At 74.3% G+C, this 16,196-nt stretch carries 12 protein-coding genes; 5 read left to right on the plus strand and 7 right to left on the minus strand.

Going from position 1 to position 16,196, the window contains the following annotated elements; genetic code table 11:
• The first annotated feature begins 69 nt into the window (after positions 1–69).
• The 3 genes from argF (at position 70) to IF61_RS0110245 (ending at position 4,323) form a co-directional block, all read left to right on the plus strand.
• A complete protein-coding gene (argF, locus tag IF61_RS0110235) occupies positions 70–1,071 on the plus strand; it encodes an ornithine carbamoyltransferase (protein WP_030365977.1) in 1,002 nt (333 codons plus the stop codon).
• Between the two features lie 160 nt (positions 1,072–1,231).
• Entirely contained in the window at positions 1,232–2,059 is an 828-nt protein-coding gene (locus IF61_RS0110240; RefSeq protein WP_030365978.1) for an enoyl-CoA hydratase family protein, read from the plus strand.
• Entirely contained in the window at positions 2,056–4,323 is a 2,268-nt protein-coding gene (locus tag IF61_RS0110245) for a bifunctional salicylyl-CoA 5-hydroxylase/oxidoreductase (protein ID WP_030365979.1), read from the plus strand. Before IF61_RS0110240 ends, IF61_RS0110245 begins: the two co-directional genes overlap by 4 nt.
• Before the next feature lie 222 nt (positions 4,324–4,545).
• Here the strand turns inward: IF61_RS0110245 and IF61_RS0110250 are convergent, their stop codons facing one another.
• Together IF61_RS0110250 and IF61_RS0110255 are read right to left on the minus strand one after the other, a co-directional pair.
• Positions 4,546–5,394, minus strand: a complete 849-nt coding sequence (locus tag IF61_RS0110250) for a PaaX family transcriptional regulator (RefSeq protein WP_030365980.1) — start codon at positions 5,392–5,394, stop codon at positions 4,546–4,548.
• Between the two features lie 20 nt (positions 5,395–5,414).
• Positions 5,415–7,055, minus strand: coding sequence for an AMP-binding protein (locus tag IF61_RS0110255; RefSeq protein ID WP_030365981.1), 1,641 nt, complete (start codon positions 7,053–7,055; stop codon positions 5,415–5,417).
• A gap of 212 nt (positions 7,056–7,267) precedes the next feature.
• Between IF61_RS0110255 and IF61_RS0110260 the strand changes: the two genes are divergently transcribed.
• On the plus strand, positions 7,268–8,428 hold the full coding sequence (locus IF61_RS0110260) for an acyl-CoA dehydrogenase family protein (protein ID WP_030365982.1): 1,161 nt from the start codon (positions 7,268–7,270) through the stop codon (positions 8,426–8,428).
• Positions 8,425–8,847 carry a RidA family protein gene (locus tag IF61_RS0110265; RefSeq protein ID WP_245684467.1) on the plus strand — a complete coding sequence of 141 codons (423 nt, stop codon included), beginning with the start codon at positions 8,425–8,427 and terminating at the stop codon, positions 8,845–8,847. Before IF61_RS0110260 ends, IF61_RS0110265 begins: the two co-directional genes overlap by 4 nt.
• Positions 8,848–9,001: 154 nt before the next feature.
• Here IF61_RS0110265 and IF61_RS0110270 read toward each other — a convergent pair whose 3' ends face one another.
• The 5 genes from IF61_RS0110270 to IF61_RS0110290 all read right to left on the minus strand — a co-directional run bounded on the left by IF61_RS0110270 (position 9,002) and on the right by IF61_RS0110290 (position 16,174).
• On the minus strand, positions 9,002–9,457 hold the full coding sequence (locus IF61_RS0110270; protein WP_052392588.1) for a hypothetical protein: 456 nt from the start codon (positions 9,455–9,457) through the stop codon (positions 9,002–9,004).
• A gap of 70 nt (positions 9,458–9,527) precedes the next feature.
• Positions 9,528–12,230, minus strand: coding sequence for a polynucleotide kinase-phosphatase (locus tag IF61_RS0110275; RefSeq protein WP_030365985.1), 2,703 nt, complete (start codon positions 12,228–12,230; stop codon positions 9,528–9,530).
• Complete coding sequence (locus tag IF61_RS0110280) at positions 12,227–13,780, minus strand: 3' terminal RNA ribose 2'-O-methyltransferase Hen1 (protein WP_078660101.1); 1,554 nt, start codon at positions 13,778–13,780, stop codon at positions 12,227–12,229. The genes IF61_RS0110275 and IF61_RS0110280 overlap by 4 nt, the downstream gene beginning before the upstream one ends.
• 124 nt (positions 13,781–13,904) lie before the next feature.
• Positions 13,905–14,585, minus strand: coding sequence for an NUDIX hydrolase (locus IF61_RS0110285; RefSeq protein WP_030365987.1), 681 nt, complete (start codon positions 14,583–14,585; stop codon positions 13,905–13,907).
• 68 nt (positions 14,586–14,653) lie between these two features.
• Entirely contained in the window at positions 14,654–16,174 is a 1,521-nt protein-coding gene (locus IF61_RS0110290; RefSeq protein WP_030365988.1) for a hypothetical protein, read from the minus strand.
• Between the last annotated feature and the right edge of the window lie 22 nt (positions 16,175–16,196).

The following is a 16,196-nucleotide window of genomic DNA, read 5'->3' on the forward strand; positions in this document are numbered from 1 at the left end:
ATGTTCGTATAGTTTCCCTCTTCTGCAGCAGTCGTGAGCATCCCGTGAGCAAGCTAGGAGTCCAACCCCATGGCGACAGACCTCAAGGGCCGTCACTTCCTCAAGGAGACGGACTTCACCGCCGACGAGTTCCACAGCCTCGTCGAGCTCGCCGCCGAGCTCAAGGCCGCCCGGCAGACCGGCACCGAGGAGCAGCGGCTCATCGGCCGCCACATCGCGCTCGTCTTCGAGAAGACCTCGACCCGGACCCGCTGCGCCTTCGAGGTGGCGGCGGGCGACCAGGGGGGCCGTACGACCTTCCTCGACCCCGCGAGCTCCCAGATCGGGCACAAGGAGTCGGTGAAGGACACCGCCCGGGTGCTCGGCCGGATGTTCGACGCCATCGAGTACCGGGGGCACGGGCAGGACGTGGTGGAGGAGCTCGCCGAGCACGCGGGGGTGCCCGTCTACAACGGCCTGTCGGACGAGTGGCACCCCACGCAGATGCTCGCCGACGTCCTCACCATGTCCGAGCACACGGCCAAGTCCCTGGACCACGTCACCTTGGCGTACCTCGGCGATGCCCGGTACAACATGGGCAACTCCTACCTCATCACGGGCGCCCTCCTCGGCATGGACGTGCGCATCGTGGCGCCCGAGGAGCTGTGGCCCGCCCCCGAGGTCATCGCGGACGCGCGGCGGCTCGCCGCGGCGAGCGGGGCGAAGGTCAAGCTCACGGAGGACGTCGCCGAGGGCGTGAAGGGCGCCGACTTCGTCGCCACCGACGTGTGGGTGTCGATGGGCGAGCCCAAGGAGGTGTGGGACGCCCGGATCGCCCTGCTCGGGCCGTACGCCGTGACCATGGACGTGCTGCGCGCCACCGGCAATCCGGCGGTGAAGTTCCTGCACTGCCTGCCGGCCTTCCACGACCTGGAGACGAGCGTCGCCCGCGAGATCCACGAGCGGCACGGGCTGACCTCCCTGGAGGTCACCGACGAGGTCTTCGAGTCGCCGCACTCGGTCGTCTTCGACCAGGCGGAGAACCGGATGCACACGATCAAGGCGGTGATGGTCGCCACGCTGGCCGGCTGACGCCGGCGGACGGCCGCCGCACGTGCCGGCTGCGGTCACCGCAGCCGACGCGTTCGCCGGATCCGCCGGAGGGTATCGCGCACTCGTGACGACAGTCACAGTCAGGTGATAGCTTCACGGAGCAGGCACACACCAGCCCCCGGCTGAAGGAGGCCGCTCCGTGAGCCCGTTCACCGGCTCCGCGTCCCGTACCGAGGAGTGGCGGCACCTGCGCCTGAGCCTCGACGCCGGCGTCGCGACCGTCACCCTCGCCCGCCCCGAGAAGCTCAACGCCCTCACCTTCGGCGCCTACGCCGACCTGCGCGACCTCCTGCCCGAGCTGGCGCGCGACGGCTCCGTGCGCGCCCTCGTGCTCGGCGGCGAGGGCCGCGGCTTCTGCTCCGGCGGCGACGTCGACGAGATCATCGGCGCGACGCTGGCCATGAACACCGGGCAGCTCCTCGACTTCAACCGGATGACCGGCCAGACCGTACGGGCCCTGCGCGAGTGCCCGTTCCCGGTGATCGCCGCCGTCCACGGGGTCGCCGCGGGCGCCGGTGCCGTCCTCGCGCTGGCCGCCGACTTCCGCGTGGCCGACCCCACGGCCCGCTTCGCGTTCCTCTTCACCCGGGTCGGCCTCTCGGGCGGCGACATGGGCGCCGCCTACCTCCTCCCCCGCGTCGTCGGCCTCGGGCACGCCACGCGGCTACTGATGCTCGGCGAACCCGTGCGCGCCGCCGAAGCGGAACGCATCGGCCTGATCAGCCGGCTCAGCGAGGAGGGTCAGGCCGGCGACGCGGCGCAGGCGCTCGCCCGCCGCCTCGCCGAGGGGCCCGCGCTCGCCCACGCCCAGACCAAGGCCCTGCTCACCGCCGAGCTCGACATGCCGCTCGCCGCCGCCGTCGAACTCGACGCCGCCACCCAGGCGCTGCTCATGAACAGCGCCGACTACGCCGAGTTCCACGCCGCCTTCACCGAGAAGCGGCCGCCGAAGTGGCGGGGACGATGACGCCCGGCGAGGCGGCAGTCACCGCCCGGCGCGTCGCCGTCATCGGCGGCGGCCCCGGCGGCCTCTACGCCGCGGCCCTGCTGAAACGTCTCGCCCCCGAGCGCGAGGTCACCCTCTGGGAGCGCAACGCCCCCGACGACACCTTCGGCTTCGGCGTCGTCCTCTCCGACGAGACCCTCGGCGGCATCGAGAGCGCCGACGCGGACGTCCACGCCGCCCTGTGCCGCGAGTTCGTCCGCTGGGACGACATCGACGTCGTGCACCGCGGCACCACCCTGCGCTCCGGCGGCCACGGCTTCGCCGCCCTCGGCCGCCGCCGGCTCTTAGGGATCCTCCACGAGCGCTGCCACGGCCTCGGCGTCCGCCTCCGCTTCCGCACCGAGGCGCCGCCCGCCGCCGAGCTGGCCCGCACCCACGACCTCGTCATCGCCGCCGACGGCGTCCACAGCCGCACCCGCGAGGCCCACGCGGACCACTTCCGGCCCGTCCTCACCACGCACCGCTGCCGCTACATCTGGCTCTCCGCCGACTTCGCCCTCGACGCCTTCCGCTTCGAGATCGCCGAGACCGAGCACGGCATCATGCAGCTGCACGGCTACCCCTACCGGCAGGACGCCAGCACCGTCATCGTCGAGATGCGCGAGGAGGTCTGGCGCCGCGCGGGCCTCGACCGCTGCGACGAGGAGGGCACGCTCGCGGCCTGCGGCAAGTACTTCGCCGACGCCCTCGGCGGGCGCCCCCTGCGCTCCAACCGCTCCGCCTGGACGGCCTTCCGCACGGTCGTCAACGACCGCTGGCACCACGGCCGTACGGTCCTGCTCGGCGACGCCGCCCACACCGCGCACTTCTCCATCGGCTCCGGCACCAAGCTCGCCGTGGAGGACGCCCTCGCGCTCGCGCAGGCCCTGGAGCGGCACCCGGACGTCCCCGGCGCGCTCGCCGCCTACGAGGCCGAGCGGCGCCCGGCCGTCGCCTCCACGCAGCGCGCCGCCCGCGCGAGCCTGGAGTGGTTCGAGGACCTCGCCGTGCACGCGGACCAGCCGCCCCGCCGGTTCGCCTTCAACCTGCTCACCCGCAGCCGCCGCGTCACCCACGGCAACCTGCGGCTGCGCGACCCGGGCTTCGTCGCCTCCGTCGAGGACGAGGCGGGTGTACCGCCCGGCACGCCGCCCATGTTCACCCCCTTCCGGCTGCGCGGCCTGACCCTGCGCAACCGCGTCGTGGTCTCCCCCATGGACATGTACTCCGCCGTCGACGGCACCCCCGGCGACTTCCACCTCGTCCACCTCGGCGCGCGCGCCCTGGGCGGGGCGGGCCTCGTCATGGCGGAAATGGTCTGCGTGAGCGAACAGGGCCGGATCACGCCCGGGTGCTCGGGCATGTACGCGCCCGGGCACGAGCGGGCCTGGAGCCGCGTCACCGGCTTCGTCCACGACCAGGCGCCCGGCACGGCGATCGGCCTCCAGCTGGGGCACGCGGGCCGCAAGGGCTCCACGCGCCGGATGTGGGAAGGCATCGACGAGCCCCTCCCGGACGGCAACTGGCCGGTCGTCGCCGCCTCGGCGCTCCCGTACCGGCCCGGCGTCAACCAGACCCCGCACGCGCTGACGAGCGCCGGAATGGCCGCGATACGGGATGAGTTCGTGCGGTCCGCGGAGGCCGCCGCCCGGGCCGGGTTCGACCTCCTCGAACTCCACTGCGCGCACGGCTACCTGCTGTCCGGCTTCCTCTCCCCGCTGACGAACCACCGCGACGACGCGTACGGGGGCGGCCTGGAGGGCCGCCTGCGCTACCCCCTGGAGGTGTTCGACGCGGTACGGGCCGTGTGGCCCGCCGACCGGCCCATGACCGTACGCGTCTCCGCCACGGACTGGGCCGACGGCGGCACGACGGCCGAGGACGCCGTGGCCGTCGCCCGCGCCTTCGCCGCCCACGGGGCGGACGCGCTCGACGTCTCGACCGGCCAGGTCGTCGCCGGCGAACGGCCCGCGTTCGGCCGCTCGTACCAGACGCCGTTCGCGGACCGCATCCGCCACGAGGCGGGCGTTCCCGTAATCGCCGTGGGCGCGATCTCGTCCTGGGACGACGTCAACTCCCTGATCCTGGCGGGCCGCGCCGACCTCTGCGCGCTCGGCCGCCCGCACCTCTACGACCCGCACTGGACGCTGCACGCGGCGGCGGAACAGGAGTACGCGGGGCCGGGGACGTCCTGGCCCGCGCCGTACCGGGCGGGAAGCCGGCGGCCGCCCACGGGCCGGGGTTGAACACCCGGGCCCGGGCCACGCCCGGTGGTCCGCGCGACGGCGCCGTACGGCACCCAGGCCGGCTCGGCACCGCCGGGTACGTCGGGAGCGGTTGCGCATCGCAGCGGCGGATTCGAAGGGCCGACGCCGGCCAACACCCTCCCGCCGCAACGGCGGCGCGCCACGGCGGGCCTGTCCGGCGGTGGCGCACGGGCCGAAGCCCGCCCGGCACCGCCGGCGGTGTCATGTGAGTTCCGCGCTCACGAAGCGCGCGCCCGCCTCCCTCAACCGCGCGTGCAGCGCGGCGAAAACGCGCGCCGACCGCACCCCCGGCCAGTCCCCCGGCAGCAAGCCCCCCGGCAGGCCCGGGTCCGCGTAGGGCAGGTGGCGCCACGAGTCCAGGGCGAGGAGGTAGTCCCGGTACGCCTCCCGCGGCGGGACCACCCGCCGCCGCGCCCACCGCCGGAGCACCGGCTCGTGGGCGGCCAGGAACGCCCGGTGCTGGGCGGCCAGGGCGTCGAGGTCCCACCACCGGCCCACCGCCTCCGCGGTGGGTTCGAAGCCGAGGTGGGAGCCCTTGAAGAGGTCGACGTACGAGTCGAGTCCGAGGCGCTGCAGCGTGTGCCGCGTCTCGTCGTGCACGTGGGCCGGGGCGATCCACACGCCCGGCGCCGCCGTGCCGAAGCCGAGCCGGGCGAGCCGGGAGCGCAGCAGGTGCCGCTTGTTCCGCTCCTCCTCCGGCACGGAGAAGACGGCCAGCAGCCAGCCGCCGGCCGTCCGCGCGGGGGCGCGGCCGTAGATGCGCCGGTCGCCGTCGTCGAGCAGTTGCCGGGCGGTGTCGGAGAGCCCGTACCCCGCGGCGCCGCCGGCCGCGCGGCCCGCGACGAGCAGCCCGCGCCGTTTGAGGCGCGAGACGGCCGACCGCACCGAGGGCGAGTCCACGCCGACGGCACCCAGCAACCGGATCAGGGCCGCGATCGGCACGGGGCGGCCGGCCGCGTGGCGGGCGCCGCCGCGGCCGTAGGCGCCGTAGAACGTGACGATGAGGGACCGGGGAGTGTGGAGAGGAGGGAGTGGTTGCTGGTCAGTCACGGGGAAACTGTAAAGCTCCGTCAAGAGCCGTCACGCAGCCGGAATCGCTGCAGCTTGCCGGTGGGCGTACGGGGCAGGGCGGCCAGGAACTCGATCTCGCGAGGGCACTTGTAGGGAACGATCTCCTTTTTGGTGAACTCCCGCAGCGCCGCCGCGGTTTCCGGCGTCGGCGGCACGCCGTCCCGCAGGACCACGCAGGCGACGACGATCTCGCCGCGCCGCTGGTCGGGGCGCCCGACGACGGCCGCCTCCAGGACGTCGGGGTGGCGCAGCAGGGCCTCCTCGACCTCGGGCCCGGCGATGTTGTACCCGGCCGAGATGATCATGTCGTCGGCGCGGGCGACGTAGCGGTAGTGGCCGGTGGTCTCGCGGACGTACGTGTCGCCGGTGAGGTTCCAGCCGTCGCGCACGTAGTCGCGCTGCCGCTCGTCGGCGAGGTAGCGGCAGCCGGTGGGGCCGCGCACTGCGAGCAGCCCGGGTTCGCCGTCCGGGAGGGGGCGGCCGTCGGGGCCGACGACGCGCGCCTCGTAGCCGGGGACGGGCAGGCCGGTGGTGCCGGGGCGTATCGCGTCGTCGGCGGCGGAGATGAAGATGTGCAGCATTTCGGTGGCGCCGATGCCGTTGATGGCGCGCAGTCCGGTGGCCCGGCGCCAGGCGTGCCAGAGGGCCGCGGGCAGGTGTTCGCCGGCGGAGACGCAGCGGCGCAGCGAGGAGAGGTCGTGCGCGCCGGGCCGTTCGTCGAGCAGCTCCAGCATGGAGCGGTAGGCGGTGGGGGCGGTGAAGAGCACGGAGACGCGGTGGCGCCGGATGCCGTCGAGGAGCCGTTCCGGGCCGCGCCAGTCGGTGAGGAGGGTGGCGGCGCCCGCGCGGAGGGGGAAGACGACGAGGCCGCCGAGGCCGAAGGTGAAGCCCAGCGGCGGGCTGCCGGCGAAGACGTCGCCGGGGCCGGGCCGCAGGACGTGGGCGGAGAAGGTGTCGGCTATGGCGAGCACGTCGCGGTGGAAGTGCATGCAGCCCTTGGGGCGGCCGGTGGTGCCGGAGGTGAAGGCGATGAGGGCGACGTCGTCCGCGGCGGTGTCGGCGGCCGCATACGATGGGGGTTTGTCCGCGGCCAGGTGCAGCAGGTCGCCGGGGGTGTCGCCGCCGTAGGGGGTGACGCGGAGGCCGCGGAGGTCCGCTCCGGCCGCCTGCAGGCCGTCGAGGGAGCGGGCGTCGCACAAGGCGTGGCGGATGCGGGCGAGTTCGCAGATCGTGACGAGTTCGTGCGGGCGCTGGGCGGCCAGGACGGTGACGGCCACGGCCCCGGCCTTCATCACGGCGAGCCAGCAGGCCGCGAGCCAGGGGCTGGTGGGGCCGCGCAGCAGGACGCGGTTGCCGGGGACGACGCCGAGGTCGTCGGTGAGGGTGCGGGCGATCCGGGCGACGTGGGCGGCGAGTTCCCCGTACGTCCAGAGGCCGCCGTGGCCGTCGTGCACGGCGGGGCGGTCGGGGCCCAGGCGGGCGATGGTGGCGTCGAGCAGCTCGGCACCGCAGTTGAGGCGGTCCGGGTAGGCCGGGAGGATGCCGGCCCGCGGGCCGAGAAGGAGGTCGGGCCACTGGCCGGCGGGCGGGAGGTGGTCGCGCGGGAAGGTGTCGGCATGGACCGAGGGCTGAAGCTCCATCGCTGCCATCGCTGTGCGCCCCCTCGCGCCGGTGACATGGAGGTGAACGGGGGTCTTGCCAGCTGTACGGATCCGCTGTCAGCGTAGCGACTTGGTGACGGCAGTCAACACAGCGCGATAGCCGGACCGTAGAAGAGACAGGCAGAAGAAGCAGCAGAGGAAGCAGGCAGAGGAAGCAGTCCGTGGACCTCAGCGACCAGAAGGGGCCGCCCATGGTCACCCCGTTCGCCCTCGACCCGCAACAGCGCGCCTGGCGCGAGGAGTTGCGCACCCTCGCGGCGGAGCGGTTGCGCCCGCTCGCGGCCGCGGGCGAGCCGGGCCGCGTCAACCGGCCCCTCGTCGCCACCCTCGGCGAACTCGGCCTGCTGGCCCGGCTCTTCCCCGCCGACGGTACTTCCGGGGGGCCCGCCGCGGGCGCCGTGCGCGCCATGGACCTGTGCCTGCTCCGGGAGTCCCTCGCGCGCGAGTGCACGGAGGCCGAGACCGCGCTCGCCCTGCAGGGCCTCGGCGCGTACCCCGTCGTGCAGTCCGGCAGCGCACGGCAGCGCGCCCGGTGGATGCCGGAGGTCGTCGCGGGCCGGGCCGTGGCCGCGTTCGCGCTGAGCGAGCCGGCGGCCGGGTCCGACGCGGCCGCGCTGGAGCTGTGCGCCGAGCCGGACCCGTCCGGCGCCGGGGACGGCTGGCGCCTGACGGGCGAGAAGGCGTGGATCTCCAACGCCCCCGACGCCGACGTGTACACCGTCTTCGCCCGCACGGGGCAGGCGCCGGGCTCGCGGGGCGTCACGGCCTTCCTCGTGCCGGGCGACAGCGCGGGCCTGTCCGGCCGGCGCCTGGACATGCTCAGCCCGCACCCCATCGGCACGCTGACGTTCGACGGCGTGCCGGTCGGCGCCGGGGACGTGCTCGGCGTACCGGGCGGCGGCTTCCGCGTCGCCATGCGCACGCTCGACCTCTTCCGGCCCAGCGTGGGCGCGTTCGCCGTCGGCATGGCGCGGGCCGCGCTCGCCGCCGCCGTCGCCCACGCCGGGGAGCGGCGGGCCTTCGGCGGCCCCCTGAAGGACCTGCAGGCCGTCTCCCACCAGCTCGCCGAGATGGCCACCCGGACGGAGGCGGCGGCGCTGCTGGTGTACGCGGCGGCCGCGGCGTACGACGCGGGCGAGCCGGGCATCGCGGCCCGCTCGGCCATGGCCAAGCTCTTCGCCACGGAGACCGCGCAGTACGTCGTGGACGCGGCCGTCCAGCTCCACGGCGCCCGCGCCCTGCGCCGGGGACACCTGCTGGAACACCTGTACAGGGAGGTGCGCGCGCCACGGATCTACGAGGGCGCGAGCGAGGTCCAGCGCACGATCATCGCGAAGGAGCTGTACCGGTGAGTGCGGACGAGGGGCGGGGCGGGGAGGTGCGCCGGGTCAACCCGCCGGAGCTCTCGCCGCCGGCGGGCTTCTCGCACGCCGTCACCGTCACCGGCGGACGGCTGGTGTTCCTGGCCGGCCAGACCGCTCTCGACCCCGCGGGCCGCGTCGTGCCGGGCGGCCTGCCCGAGCAGTTCGAGCGGGCGCTGGGCAACCTGCTCAGCGCCCTCCGCGCCGCGGGCGGCGGGCCCGGGCACCTCGCGCGCGTCACCGTCTACGCCACCGACGTCGCCGGCTACCGGGCGCACGCGCGGGAACTGGGCCGCATCTGGCGGCGGCTGGCCGGGCGGGACTACCCGGCCATGGCCGTCGTCGGCGTGGTGCGGCTGTGGGACGAGGAGGCGCTGGTGGAGCTGGACGGGATCGCGATGCTGCCGTGACGCCGTGCGGCGGCTGACACGGACGACGTGCCGGCGTAGCCGGCCGGCTACGCCGCCGGACGCTCGCGTCTGTGGCGGAGCGCCGGTGCGGCGGGATTCTTCTTGCCGCCGACGCAGCGGCTGGGCACTGCGGGGCCCGGTTACGGCGCCGGGGTCAGAACCCCGAGCACGTTGCCGTCGCGTCCGGGCCGGAGGCCGTGGCGGTCCACGGCCGGCGGTCGTTCACCGTCACCGAACAGGAGACCGTGCCGCCGCCCTTCCCGGTCGTGACCGCCAGCAGGCCGCCCTTCACGAAGTCGTTCGTCGTCAGCTCCTTGCGCCAGGGCAGGTCCCGGGGGCCCTCCTTCTGCGTGACGAGGGCCCCGCCCTGCCAGGTGGTGTACGCGATGGCCACATCCTTCGCGCTGCCGGTCACCTCGTACCGCACCCGGACCGTCTTGTCGGTCTCCTCGGCGAGCCCGAGGACGAGCGCCGCGCACCCGCCGGCCAGCAGGAGCACCGCGGCCAGCAGCACCCACGGCCACTTGCGGCGCCCCTTGCGGGCATGGGCAGGGGGCGGCACCCACTGGCCGTGCGAGGGGCCGCCGCCGCCCGGATGCGGGGTACTCATGCGGCCAGCATGCCGCCGCCCCCGCGGGGCGGCGACCGGAGGCCGCCCGTACGGGCGGCGGGCCGCGTTCCTACAGCCGGGGGTCGACCGGCTCGGACTCCAGGGCGAGCACCCCGAAGACCGCCTCGTGCACCCGCCACAGCGGCTCGCCCTCCGCCAGCCGGTCCAGCGCCTCCAGGCCGAGCGCGTACTCGCGCAGGGCGAGCGAGCGCTTGTGGCCGAGGTGGCGTGCGCGCAGCCGGGACAGGTTGTCGGGGCGGGTGTACTCGGGACCGTAGATGATCCGCAGGTACTCCCGGCCGCGGCACTTGACGCCCGGCTGGACGAGCCGCCCGCCCTCGGTCCGTACGAGCGCCTGGAGCGGCTTGACGACCATGCCCTCGCCGCCGGCACCCGTCAGATCCAGCCACCACCGCACGCCGGCGGCGACCGACGCCTCATCCTCGGTGTCGACGACCAGACGGCGGGTGGGGGCGAGCAGCCGGTTCATGTACACCGGGGTGTACGCGCAGAGGCCGTTGTTCGCCTCCGAGCCGTACATCTCTGCCTCGATCATCCGGTCGATGAGGGCGAGCTGCTCGCCGTGCGGGAGCGCGGCCAGGCTGCGGCCCTGCACCGCCAGGATCTGGAACGGCGCCATCCGGATGCCGTCGAGGCCGTCCGTGCCCCTGGCGCCGACCCGGCGCAGGGACTGCGTCTCCGCCTGCTCGCCCGGCCAGCCCTGCGCGCTGTCGCCGGTGGTCCAGCAGTAGCGCCGGTAGGCCTCCGTGAACGCCGCGGCGTCCGCGGCCCGCTCGCGCTGGCGGTCCAGCAGCCCGGACACGTCCACGCCGCGCTCCGCCGCCGACTCCAGCGCGGCGAGCGCCGGCGGGAAGACCGCGCCGGACGCGGCGCCCACGGCCGCGTACTGGTGCCGCAGCAGCCCCTGCGCCTTGAGGGACCAGGGCATGAGCTCGGCGTCGAGCAGCAGCCAGTCGGTCTCCAGCTCCTCCCACAGCCCGGCCGAAGCGACCGTCCTGCTCAGCCTGCGCAGGACGCGCTCGGTCATCGCGGGGTCGTCGAAGAACGGCCGGCCGGTGCGGGTGTACAGCGCGCCGCTGACCCCGCCGGTTGCGCCGAAGCGCTCCCGCGCTACGTCCGCGTCGCGGCACACCAGCGCCACGGCCCGCGAGCCCATGTGCTTCTCCTCGCACACCACCTGCCGCACCCCGTCGGCGCGGTAGGCGGCGAACGCCTCCGCCGGGTGCTCCAGGTAGCCCTCTTCCTGGGAGGTCGCGCAGGGTGCCATGGTCGGCGGGAGGTAGGGCAGCAGCCGGGGGTCGACGGCGAAGCGGCTCATGACCTCCAGCGCGGCCGCGGCGTTCTCCTCCTTCACGGCGACCCGGCCCATGTGCCGGGTCTCGACGACGCGGCGGCCGGTGACGTCGGTCAGGTCGAGCGGGCGGCCGTCCTCGCCGCCGGGCGCGTCGCTCGCCAGCGGCCGGGCCGGCTCGTACCAGACCTGCTCGGCCGGTACGTCCACCAGCTCGCGCTCGGGCCAGCGCAGCGCGGTCATCTTCCCGCCGAAGACGGCGCCGGTGTCCAGGCAGATGGTGTTGTTCAGCCACGTGGCCGACGGGTTGGGGGTGTGACCGTAGACCACGGCGGCGCGGCCGCGGTAGTCCTCGGCCCACGGGTAGCGCACGGGCAGGCCGAACTCGTCGGTCTCGCCCGTCGTGTCCCCGTACAGCGCGTGCGAGCGCACGCGGCCCGAGGTGCGGCCGTGGTACTTCTCCGGCAGGCCCGCGTGGCAGACCACCAGCTTGCCCTCGTCGAGGACGTAGTGGCTGACGAGCCCGTCGATGAACTCGCGCACCCGCTCGCGGAAGGCGGGGTCCTCGGCGTCCGCCCGCTCCAGCTGCTCGATGGTCTCGGCCAGGCCGTGGGTGGGCTGGACCTTCTTGCCGTGCAGCCAGCGGCCGAGCTTGTTCTCGTGGTTGCCCGGCACGCACAGGGCGTTGCCGGAGGCGACCATGCCCATGACGCGACGCAGCACGCCCGGGCTGTCGGGGCCGCGGTCGACGAGGTCGCCGACGAAGACGGCCGTGCGGCCGCCGGGATGGACGCCGTCCTCGTAGCCCAGCTTCGCGAGGAGCGTCTCCAGCTCGGAGCTGCAGCCGTGGATGTCACCGATGATGTCGAAGGGGCCCGTGAGGTGGCGGAGGTCGTTGTAGCGGCGCTCCAGGACGACCTCGGCGGCCTCGACGTCCTCGGCGCTGCGCAGCACGTGCACCTTGCGGAAGCCCTCGCGCTCCAGGCCGCGCAGCGAGCGGCGCAGCTCGCGGCGGTGGCGCTGGATGACGTGGCGGGGCAGGCCGGCCCGGTCGGCGCGGCCGGCGTTGCGCGCGGCGCAGACCTCCTCGGGCAGGTCGAGGACGACGGCGATGGGCAGCACGTCGTGCTCCCGGGCGACGCGGACCAGCTGACGGCGGGCCTCGGGCTGGACGTTGGTCGCGTCGACGACGGTGAGGCGGCCGGCGGCGAGGCGCTTGCCCGCTATGTAGTGCAGGACGTCGAAGGCGTCGCCGCTGGCGCTCTGGTCGTTCTCGTCGTCGGCGACGAGGCCGCGGCAGAAGTCCGAGGAGATCACCTCGGTGGGCTTGAAGTGCCTGCGGGCGAAGGTGGACTTGCCGGATCCGGTCGCGCCGATCAGGACCACGAGGGAGAGGTCGGTGACGGCGAGGGTGCGGCTCGCCCTGCCGGCGGCTGCGGCTTCTGTTTCCGTACTGGTCATGCGGCCTTCTCCTGCTCCTGCTCCGTGGCCTTGTCCGTCCCGTTGGTCTGCTGCGTCCGGCGGGGCTGCCGCGTCCCGTCCGTCCGCTGCGTCCCGTCCGCCTCCACCGTCTTCTCCGTCCTGGTGAAGACGGCCATCTGGGTCGGCGGTCCGACCTCCGGGTCGTCCGGTCCCACGGGCGCGAACGCGACCTCGTAGCCGTAGTGCTCCGCGACCTCCGCCGCCCACGCGCGGAACTCCTCGCGCGTCCACTCGAAGCGGTGGTCGGCGTGCCGCACGCGCCCGGCGGGCAGGGTCTCCCAGCGCACGTTGTACTCGGCGTTCGGGGTGGTGACGACGACCGTCGCGGGGCGGGCCGCGCCGAACACCGCGTGCTCCAGCGCGGGCAGCCGCGGCAGGTCGAGGTGCTCGATCACCTCGCTGAGCACGGCCGCGTCGTAGCCGGCGAGCCTGCGGTCGGTGTACGCGAGCGAGCCCTGGAACAGCGTGACCCGCGCGGCCTGCCGCTCGGTCATCCGGTCCAGGCGCAGCCGCCGCGCGGCCTCCTTCAAGGCGCGCGTCGACACGTCCACGCCGGCCACCTCGGTGAACCGCGGGTCCTTGAGGAGCTCTCCCACGAGCTGGCCCTGGCCGCAGCCGAGGTCGAGGACGCGCGCGGCACCGGCGGCGCGCAGGGCGTCGAGGATCGCCGCGCGGCGCCGCACGGCCAGCGGCACGGGCCGCTCCTCGGTGTCCGTCTCCTCGTCGACGGCGTTGTCGAGCGCCTCGGCCTCGGTGTCGTCGGCCTCGGCGAGGCGGGCGAGAGCCAGCCGCTCCAGGGCGTCGCGGGTCAGCGACCAGCGGCGGCCCAGGTAGCGGCCGGCGATCAGGCGCTGTTCGGGGTGGTCCTCCAGCCAGCCCTCGCCGGCTCGCAGCAGCTTCTCGACCTCGTCGGGCGCCACCCAGTAGTGCTTGGCGTCGTCGAGGACCGGCAGGAGCACGTAGAGGTGGCGCAGGGCGTCCGCGAGCCGCTGCTCGCCCTCCAGGACGAGGCGTACGTAGCGCGAGTCGCCCCACTGCGGGAACTTCTCGTCCAGCGCCACCGGCTCGGCGGTCACCGTCCAGCCCAGCGGCGCGAACAGCCGCTCCACCAGCGCCGCGCCGCCGCGGGCGGGCAGCACCGGCACCTCGACGCGCAGCGGGCGCGCGGCCCCCGGCAGCTCGGGCCGGGCGTTGCACTGGCCCTTCAGCGCGGTGGAGAAGACGCTGCCGATGGCGACGGCGAGCAGCGAGGACGCCGCGTACGGGCGGTCGTTGACGTACTGGGCGAGGGCCGAGTCGGGCGCTCCGCCACGGCCCTTGCCCTTCGCCCGCCGCACCAGCGCGACCGGATCGATCTCCAGCAGGAGCGCGGCGGTGCAGCGCTCCGCGCCGGCCTCGGGGTAGAGGACGTGCGCGGTGCCGTGGGAGGTCGAAAAACGCTGCGCCTTGTCAGGGTGCTTGTGCAGCAGGAATCCGAGGTCGGTCGCGGGGGATCCGGCCGTGCCGGTGGTGGATATCGTCAGGAACACGCGGTCGAGTATCGCCCGAGACGACCGTTTTCCTCTAACTCTTTTCGCCGGCGGCTTTTCCCCGGAAGCCGTTCGTCCCGGGACAATCGGCCTCCCGCGCGGTCGTCCGTTCGCGCCGAACCGTTCATCCCAGGAGGCCGTTCAGCAGGGCGCGGGTGAGGACCGCGATGGTGAATCCGCAGGTGATCTCCCCTGCGCCCACCATCTCCGAGACCTCCGGCCAGGGGCGGGTGACGATCCGCCGGATGCCTTCGGAGGTCTCCGGCGGGCCGAAGCCGCCGATACGGGCGGCGAACAGCTCGACGTGATCACCGAGCAGGCCGCTGTCGGGATGCAGCCGGCCCAGGGAAATCCATTCGGTGGCTTCCGCGCCGATTTCCTCCGCGAGTTCCCGGGCGGCGCTTTCCGCGCCGGTGGCGCCCGGTGCGCCCATGCCGCGGGGCACTTCCCAATGCCAGGAACGGGTGGCGTGGCGGTAGTGCTCGATGAGGACGATGTCACCCGTGGTGGTGAGGGGGAGGATGACGGCGCCGGGGCCTGAGGCCGTGGAGAGCATGCGGACGTAGAGCCCGAGGGCGCCGCCGGGGAAACGGACGGCGTCCCGTACGAGGGTGACGAAGCGGTCGGCGTAGACGACGCCGACGGGGGGCGCTCCGGCCTCCGCCGCGCCGCGCGCCGCGCGCCGGGCCTCCTCGACCTCGGCCGGGTCGAGGAGGATGTCGATCCCGCCCGGGGTGTTGCCGAACAGCTCGGGGCGGGTGGCGCGCAGCCTGTCGTACGGGGTGGCCACGGTCTCTTCTGGCACGGGGTCGGTACTCCGCTCGCCGCTGCGGCCGGAACTCCGGCCGGTGCTCCGGCCATCGTCCGGTTCGGTCAGTAGTCCGGGATGTCGTCCTGCACGGTGGCGGAGCCGGTGGCGGCCGGGGAGCCGCCCTCCTCCCGGTAGCCGGGCAGCTTGCTCACCATGCCGTGGAACCTTTCCCACTCCCGGGTGCTGTCGAACCGGACCGCGGCCATCTCCCGGGCGAACTTCTGCTCGCGCCGCCCCTCCACCCGGTTGCGGAGCACCAGCTGTACGGAACCGCCGTACTTGGCCGAGATCCCGCCGAGGTTGCCGGCCACGCTCCAGGTCTCGTCGCCGGTGATCGCCGTGAAGACGGCGCCGCCGACGGTGACGACGACCTCGATGACGGGCAGCCACCTGTTGGCCCCGGCACGCCGGTCACCGCGCGCCTCGGCGAGGCGGACGATCTCGGAGTTGAGCCGGACGTAGCGGTCGAAGACGGGCCCCACCCGCTCCTGGAAGGCCGCCGGGTCGGCGGTCAGTTGGTCGAAGGCGCGGATGTACGCGTTCCAGGCATCGCTCTGGCGCAGGCTGCAGATGTCCTCCAGGGCGAGCGCGTCGACGGCGGAGGGGGTCAGGGCGAGCCGGTCCTGGACCGTCGAGAACGCCTGGCGCTTGAGGAACAGCAGCAGTTGCTCGGGGTCGGTGACCGTCCCGGCCGCGGTCGTACGGACGTCCCGCCACTCCTGGAGGGCGACCCGCCGCAGGCTGCCGGCCGGGGTGAGCGGATACATGCCGAGGGCGTCGGCGAGGTTCACGCTGTAGATGAGGTCGAGGAGCTGCTTGATCTCCGCGGCGAACGGCTTGGTCCCGTCGTACCGGCCCTCGGAGACCGGAGTGCCCGGCACCGTCACGAACTGCTCGTAGAGCAGGTTGCGCGTGACGAAGTCGCCGCGGACGCTCTGCTCGTTGCTCCACCGCACCACCTCGCCGATCTGCTGCGCGAACGCCCCGTGCCGCGGCTCCGGGACCCCGACCTGGCGGGCGAGCAGGGGGATGTCCTTCGCGGTCAGCGCCTGCACCCGCGCGGCGAACGCGTTGAACAGCGCGGTCCGGGTGGCGTCCCGGTTCTCCTGGTCCTCCCAGGAGAACCGGACGCACTTCACGCGCTCCCCGGCGGGCATCCCTTCGAGGGTCTCCTGCCAGGCGGCGAACCCCCGCGCGTCGTAGTCCAGGCCGGGGCGCGGCAGCTCGGCGGGGTCGCGCTCGTTGAGCAGGTAGGGCACCAGGGCCTCCTGCGCCAGCAGCTTCTGATGCGCGCGGCGGGCCGCGCCGCCCTCCAGGAGGTCACAGCTCACCGCCGCGTTGTTGTAGAAGAACACCCGGTTGGCCACCACCTGCCGGGTGTTGATCAGGCTGCGGAAGTATTCGGCGCGCACCTCCTTGTCCCGCGCGCTCCCGACGTCCTGGAGCGACTTCCCGCGCGCGGCCATCTCCCTGGTCAGCTCCGCGGTCACCCACTGGTTGTCCAGGGACTGCGCGATCACCGCGCCCGGCGCGAGATCCGCCGGTCTCACCCTGACTGCCGCCTCGGTGGATTGCTGGGCCATCCCTCCACACCCCCGGTCCTCG

The organism is Streptomyces roseoverticillatus, assembly GCF_000719265.1.
GTDB lineage: Bacteria > Actinomycetota > Actinomycetes > Streptomycetales > Streptomycetaceae > Streptomyces > Streptomyces roseoverticillatus.

Coding starts and splice junctions, on each gene's coding strand:
- argF (WP_030365977.1), top strand. CDS start 70: ATGGCGACAGACCTCAAGGGCCGTCACTTCCTCAAGGAGACGGACTTC.
- IF61_RS0110245 (WP_030365979.1), top strand. CDS start 2,056: ATGACGCCCGGCGAGGCGGCAGTCACCGCCCGGCGCGTCGCCGTCATC.
- IF61_RS0110255 (WP_030365981.1), bottom strand. CDS start 7,055: ATGGAGCTTCAGCCCTCGGTCCATGCCGACACCTTCCCGCGCGACCAC.
- IF61_RS0110260 (WP_030365982.1), top strand. CDS start 7,268: ATGGTCACCCCGTTCGCCCTCGACCCGCAACAGCGCGCCTGGCGCGAG.
- IF61_RS0110270 (WP_052392588.1), bottom strand. CDS start 9,457: ATGAGTACCCCGCATCCGGGCGGCGGCGGCCCCTCGCACGGCCAGTGG.
- IF61_RS0110275 (WP_030365985.1), bottom strand. CDS start 12,230: ATGACCAGTACGGAAACAGAAGCCGCAGCCGCCGGCAGGGCGAGCCGC.
- IF61_RS0110290 (WP_030365988.1), bottom strand. CDS start 16,174: ATGGCCCAGCAATCCACCGAGGCGGCAGTCAGGGTGAGACCGGCGGAT.